3 protein-coding genes and 1 pseudogene are annotated in these 6,276 nt (G+C 50.4%); all 4 read right to left on the bottom strand.

The window, feature by feature from the left end:
- Window positions 1-235: pseudogene (locus VIM87_RS07920) on the bottom strand (class I SAM-dependent methyltransferase); the annotation flags it as partial.
- Between the two features lie 119 nt (window positions 236-354).
- Window positions 355-1,032, bottom strand: coding sequence for a DUF3823 domain-containing protein (locus VIM87_RS07915; RefSeq protein WP_331996461.1), 678 nt, complete (start codon window positions 1,030-1,032; stop codon window positions 355-357).
- A 9-nt stretch (window positions 1,033-1,041) separates the two neighbouring features.
- Complete coding sequence (locus VIM87_RS07910) at window positions 1,042-2,934, bottom strand: RagB/SusD family nutrient uptake outer membrane protein (protein ID WP_331996460.1); 1,893 nt, start codon at window positions 2,932-2,934, stop codon at window positions 1,042-1,044.
- A gap of 11 nt (window positions 2,935-2,945) precedes the next feature.
- A complete protein-coding gene (locus VIM87_RS07905; RefSeq protein WP_331996459.1) occupies window positions 2,946-6,143 on the bottom strand; it encodes a TonB-dependent receptor in 3,198 nt (1,065 codons plus the stop codon).
- Window positions 6,144-6,276 lie beyond the last annotated feature (133 nt).

The raw sequence follows: 6,276 nt of genomic DNA, 5'->3' as shown, positions 1-6,276 counted from the left end.
TATCAATACCGTAATACTTTAAATGGGGGGCGCGGGAAAGCAGGTAAGGCACATAACCACCATCTGCCGGGCCAATTTCCAGCACGGTATTATGGTCTTCACAGGCCAGCAGGTCAATGGTGCGCTGGATCATTCCGCCATTATTAACCTTCATGTTGGCGGCTACTTTAAGCCCTTCTTCCCCTTGCGGATGGCTCAGCTGGCGGGCAATACCCTGTAATTCTGCTTCGTTCATTGTAAGGCCTCCGGCGGTTATGGCCGCCCGTTTAAGGAAGCCGTCCGGGTTGTACTAAAGATAATTAATACAAACGGGACGGCGAAAAAGCTGCCACCTGAAAGTGGCAGGTGTTATTATTACTTCAGCTCAATTTTCTGTGGCATGGTGTACAGTGATTCAGCTATGCCGGCGGTTTTAACGCCTACCCGTGCATACACATACCCCTTGGCAATAAGCGAGGGTGGGATAGCCACCGTTAAATTAACCGGCTGCGTAACATTGGGAATATCTGTGGCGGCTATTGAAGTAGCGGCCACACTGTTCACCTGGTCAACCACGGTAGTAGAGCCAAGATAAATGGTTACAGCATCCAGCGGCAGGCTGTTATTTACCTGCTGCAGTGTAACCGTAGCTGTTATATTGGTGCCGCTTTGGCCTATATTGGCGCCTTTAATAATGAAAAAAGGCACTACCGGTACCTCTACGCTGGTATTACCATTTACCGTTACATCCAGCGAATCGGAATTGTTTACCCAGGGGCCGTTACCACGTAACAGCACCAGCTTATAGCTGCCGTTGAACAGGGATGCGGAAAAGGTGCCATCCTGCGCTATATACACAGGTATTTTGGTGAACAGGGCGTTGCCGTGCTGCCACAGCTCCAGCTGCACACCGTTAGAGCGCAGCCCTACCGGCTGCTTATCGTACACAACCTGGCCGGTAAGGGTGGCCTTGGGCTCTTCGTAATTATCTTTTTTACATCCTGCTGCCGCTATGAATGCGATTGCCAGGAATGAGATGATGATGCGTTGCATAGTATTGAGTTATTGAAAGGGATTTTTAACAATTAACGGGTTATTATTGATCACTGCCTGGTCTATGGAGGAGTAATAATTACCCAGCTGGAAAAATCTTGGCGCCCTGAACCGCGGTGCTATCATTTTCACAAATACATACTTGCCGTTACGTGCTGCATCCCCGGTGCGTACTACGCGGTAAGGGTACAGCGAATACACCATAGCATTCGGGTTACTCACATTGCCATTCCATAGCTTATCTGCAATACGCCAGCGCTTCAGGTCCCACAGGCGGTGGTCTTCAAAGGCCAGCTCTACCCGGCGCTCGTTTTGTATGCGGGCCAGGGTCAGTGTGCTAAGGCTGTTGGCGCCAAAACCTGCCCGCTCACGGAGAGCGTTAATGTAAGTGAGCGCTTCGCCGGTTAATCCCAGCTCAAAGGCGGCTTCTCCTGCATTCAGGTATACTTCCCCTAACCGGAACCAGATCCACCAGATATCGCTTTGTATACCGCGGGTGCTGGTGCGCGCGCCTGCATCAATATATTTACGCAGGTAAAAACCCGTGTTGGATACTTCCTGTATGGAACGGTGCGGGCCGGAGCTGCCGGTGAGCGTTTTGCCATCTGTATAGGTGGTGTTCAGGTCACTGCCTTCCACTACATCATACGCATTACGGGTGGCATTCCAGGACATTACACCGGCCTGTATACCTACCGGCAAGCCTTTGAAGGTAGCGCCGGGATATATAACGGTACCGTATAAACGTGCATCCTTATTGGCAAATATATCACCAATATTGGTATAATAAATATAATCACTGTTATCGGCAGTACGGGTTTTTAGCGCGCCGGCCGTACCATCCAGGTACTCATAGCTTTCCACCAGGTTCAGGGAAGGCGTTACGGATGAGGAGCCCAGGTTATCCTCGCGAATGCCGCGCACAATATTGTCATAAGAGAACCAGTGCCTTTTTTGCGGCGTCAGGAAATCCTTTACAAAAATGGCTTCCTTATTGCCGGATTTTTTGGTGATGGCTTCGTAAAAATTCTCACCCGTATTAGGGTTCACCTTATACAACGTATATACGCCGCTGTTAATGATCTCTTTGGAAGCTTCCAGCGCTTTGGTATAATACTCCGTGGCCCTGGATGCAGGAATGCCTACTTCCCCGCCAGGGGTGCTGATGGGCGCCGGCATCAGGTTATTGTATTTGGCAATAGAGGCGGCATACAACATGGCCCGGCTTTTCAGCGCCAGGGCGGTATATTTGTTGGCGCGGGATACGCTGCCGTCGTTACCGATATCATTTTTTATAGCATCCACCTCACTGGCTATAAAATCATACACAGCTTCTTCCTTGGCGCGCGGTACCTGCAGGGGAGTAGCATTGCCGCTGTAATCATAAATAAGCTGTTTGGTGACCAGGGGCACACCGCCCATTCTTTTTACCAGCTCAAAGTAATCGTAAGCTCTTAGGAAACGCAGCTCAGCAGTGAACTGTTTCTTCTGGTCATCTGTCAGGCGCACACCATACTGGGCTATATTTTCCAGTGACAGGTTAATATCCCGGATAAAGGAGTAGTTCCACAAACGCCAGTTATCAAACCCATAAGCAGGAATGTTATTACGCCCGTCTTCATTGGACTGGCCCGACCACATGGCGTCATCAAAATTGGCCATATCGCGCCACTGCGCTATGCGGCCGTCTAAGTCGCCATTATTATTAATATCCTGCAGGCCGGTTTGTACAGGCAGGCGGTCATAGAAATTTGCCAGCAGTGCTACGATCTGTTTGGGATCATTCCATACCTGCTCTTCCAGCAATATGGTGCGGGGCTGCCGCTCCAGCCAGTCTTTTTTGCACGCGCCGGCAGTTAGCAGGCAAAGGCCCAATAGTATGTATTTATATGTCTTTTGCATAGTGGTCGTTATTAAAGGGAAAGATTAAAGCCAAAATTGTACAGCCGCTGCTGCGGATATACGAGCCCGTTACTGGAGCTGATCTCCGGATCAATTTCATATTTCTTTACATTGTCCAGAGAAAACAGGTTAGTGCCGTTCACATACACGCGGAAGGCGTTCACACCGATCTTGTTCAGCCATGCCTTGGGAAAGTTGTAACCCAGCTCCAGGTTCCTGAGGCGGATGTACCGCACATTGGTGATCCAGAAATCATTGGTCCGGTAGTTCACATGCGTGGTATTATCTTTCCGGATGGCAGGGTAGGTGCCGGCAATCCATTTGCTGTTGGGATCATACGGATCTTCGCGGTGCCAGCGGTCGGTGAACATATAGGCAGGTGAGGAACCGTTGTTCTGGAAGGGATAGCGCAGCTCCCAGTCGCGCAGGTAAGACTGCATAGTGGCGCCTGCAAAATCAAAACGCAGCGTAATGCCTTTATAACCTACACTGCCGTTAATACCAAAGCTTACGTATGGCTGCGCGCCCTGTGCATAGCCAATGGGCCGCTGATCCATATCGTTAATGATCTTGTCTCCGTTCACATCTTCATACTTAAAATCACCGGGCAGCTCGGTCCGGTTGCCCTGCCCGTCGTTATTAATACCATAATTATCAATTTCCTCCTGCGACTCAAAACGCCCGGTTACATGGTATCCCCAGGTAATGTTGGACCAGCGGTCTACTGCGGAGTTGCGGTACTTATCCCACTCATTACCAAAACGGGGTTTATAGGTACTTACGCTTTTCAGCCGCGCATACGTGGCATTTACCCCAATGGAATAATTCACCTGCCCGGTTTGGCCGCTATAGGTAACCATGCCTTCTATGCCGCGGGTAGCATCCGAATTCAGGTTCTCATTGGGTAAGGTATAACCTACTTCGCTGGGCAGCAGCACATCATAACGGGCTGCCGGCAGGCCGGTACGTTTGCGCTGGAACACATCTACCTGCCCGCTGATCTTATTATCCAGCAGGGTGAAGTCAATACCAATGTTGGTGGAGCGGTTCTTTACCCAGGAAAGCTGCGTAATAGGCAGCCCGCGCGGCCGTATGCCGATGGCATAGGCGCCATTCAGCACAGCCCCGCCCTGGTTAAAGTTGTAGCCGGCCAGGTAGCTGAAGGGCGGGGGAGGATCGCCATTCGGAAAGCCGATCTCACTGCCCGTTTCACCATAAGATGCCCTGATCTTCAGATCATTCAAAAAGGTTCCCAGCTTACCTTTCAGGAAAGGTTCCTCTGAAATACGCCAGCCAACGGATACGCCCGGGAAAAAGCCCCAGCGGTGGCCTTTGGCGTACAGGTAAGAGCCATCATAACGGCCCAGTAATTCCAGCAGGTACTTTTGCTTGAAGTTATAGTTAACCCTGCCTATATAACCGGCACGGGCCTCCGTAGTCCATTCATCCGACAAATAATCCTGTTCCGATAAATACTGCGTAGGGATATAGTTGTTAGTAGGAATGGTATGTACTACATAATAAGAGTTATCATAATCAGACCGCTCATAGGCTGCTACTGCTGATATGGCATGCGGGCCAAATTGTTTGTTATAGCTTAGCTGGAACTGCCCGTAACGGGATATTACATTCCGCTTATGCCTTTCGCGCCAGGGATTCTGGTTGCCAAAGCCGGGTTGGGTGTTATAGGTATCTGTATTGGCATCATACTTATATGCATCCCAGGTATATTCAAACCCATCAAAGTCTTCGTTCATGTAGTTGTAAGAGTAAATGCCTTTTGCCGTTAGCCCGAAATTAAAATCATACTGTGCATTCAGGTTCACGTTAATGCCGCGCCACCACTCATCCAGGTAACCGGTAACATCATCTTTATACGTGGCGGGGTTCACATTTACGTTGTGCGTTTGATTAATGTAGTTGGGGTTATCGTTGGCATACGGGCTTTCTGTTGGCCACATGCTGAAAATGCTCAGGAAAGGATTAAAATAATCATCCAGCCCGGGCACGCCTACATTATGTGTTTTTTCCAGGCGGGCGCTGATCTGCGTGCCTACCTTTAAACCCTTGGCCAGACTGCTTTCCAGGTTGGCCTGCAGGTTGGTGCGCTCAAAGCTGAAATCCCTTACAATAGCATCCTGCTTAATACGGCTTACGGATAAATAATAGGTAGAACGTTCCCCGCCGCCGGATGCGCTTGCGCTCAGGTAAGACTGCGGTACATTTGGACGTAAGGTTTCTTTGTAATAGTCGTAGCTCTTATAACCTTTTTCTGTGCCGGCTTCCCATTTAGCCAGCTCCTGCGGGGAGTACAGCAGTGACGGATCACGGCCCAGGTTCTGCTCAGATTCCACCAGCGCGCGCACATATTGCCCGGCATTGGCAGGGTGTGGGTAACGGGTAAAGTTCTGCAGGCCGTAATAACCGGAAACATTAATGTTCGGTTTACCGCCACGTTTACCTTTTTTAGTGGTTACCAGTACCACGCCGTTGGAAGCGCGTAAGCCGTAAATGGATGCAGAAGCATCTTTCAGGATGGTGATGCTTTCAATATCTTCTATGCCCAGGCTGTTAAACACATCCTGTCCGGAACCTTGTGTAAAGCCGAATGCAGTGGTATTAGGGCTGCCGGTATAGGGCACGCCATCTATTACATACAAGGGATTACCCAGGTTCCTGATCTGTATGTTGGTGCCCCTGCCGGGCCGTGCATCCGGGGCACGGGCAGTAAGGCCGGGCATTTTACCTACCAGTGCTGCGGATACCGTGGTGGCAGGCGTGCGTACCAGGTCTTCTGATTTTACGGAGCTTACAGCGCCGCTCACCGTGGCCTTTCGTTGTGTGCCATAACCTACAACCACAATATCTGTTAAGCTGCTGGATGCCTGGGCCAAACGGATGCGCAGCGCATTGCTGCCGCCCAAAACAATTTCCTGGTTCTGGTAACCTACGTTGGTTACCACAATGGTACCGCCCTGCGGGGCCTGCAGGTTAAAAATGCCATTCTGGTCGGTGATGGCGCCGCGGTTCGTGTTCTTTAGTATAACAGAGGCGCCGGGTATGGGCAGCCCGGCAGAGTCTGTAACGGTGCCGCGGTAGGTTTGCGGATTGCCTTGTTGTGCATAGGCCGGAAACGTGCTGATGATGGCTGCCACCATTGCGCACGCCAACAGCCGCTTCCTGTGCAGGAAGTGTAATAGTGATCTCATAACGCTGGATTTAATTTTAAGGGTGAAGGAAAATAATACCATCCGGAGCTATGCACCCCGGTGATACGTTGTTACATTTGATAAGTGTTTTAAATGGTTAGGTGAAACATGCAGCGGGCGGTGGTTCTTTTGA

Source organism: Chitinophaga sp., assembly GCF_036569125.1.
Taxonomy (GTDB): Bacteria; Bacteroidota; Bacteroidia; order Chitinophagales; family Chitinophagaceae; genus Chitinophaga.
The sequence above is the reverse complement of the archived record's forward strand: the minus strand, read 5'-3'. Positions and strand labels throughout refer to the sequence as shown.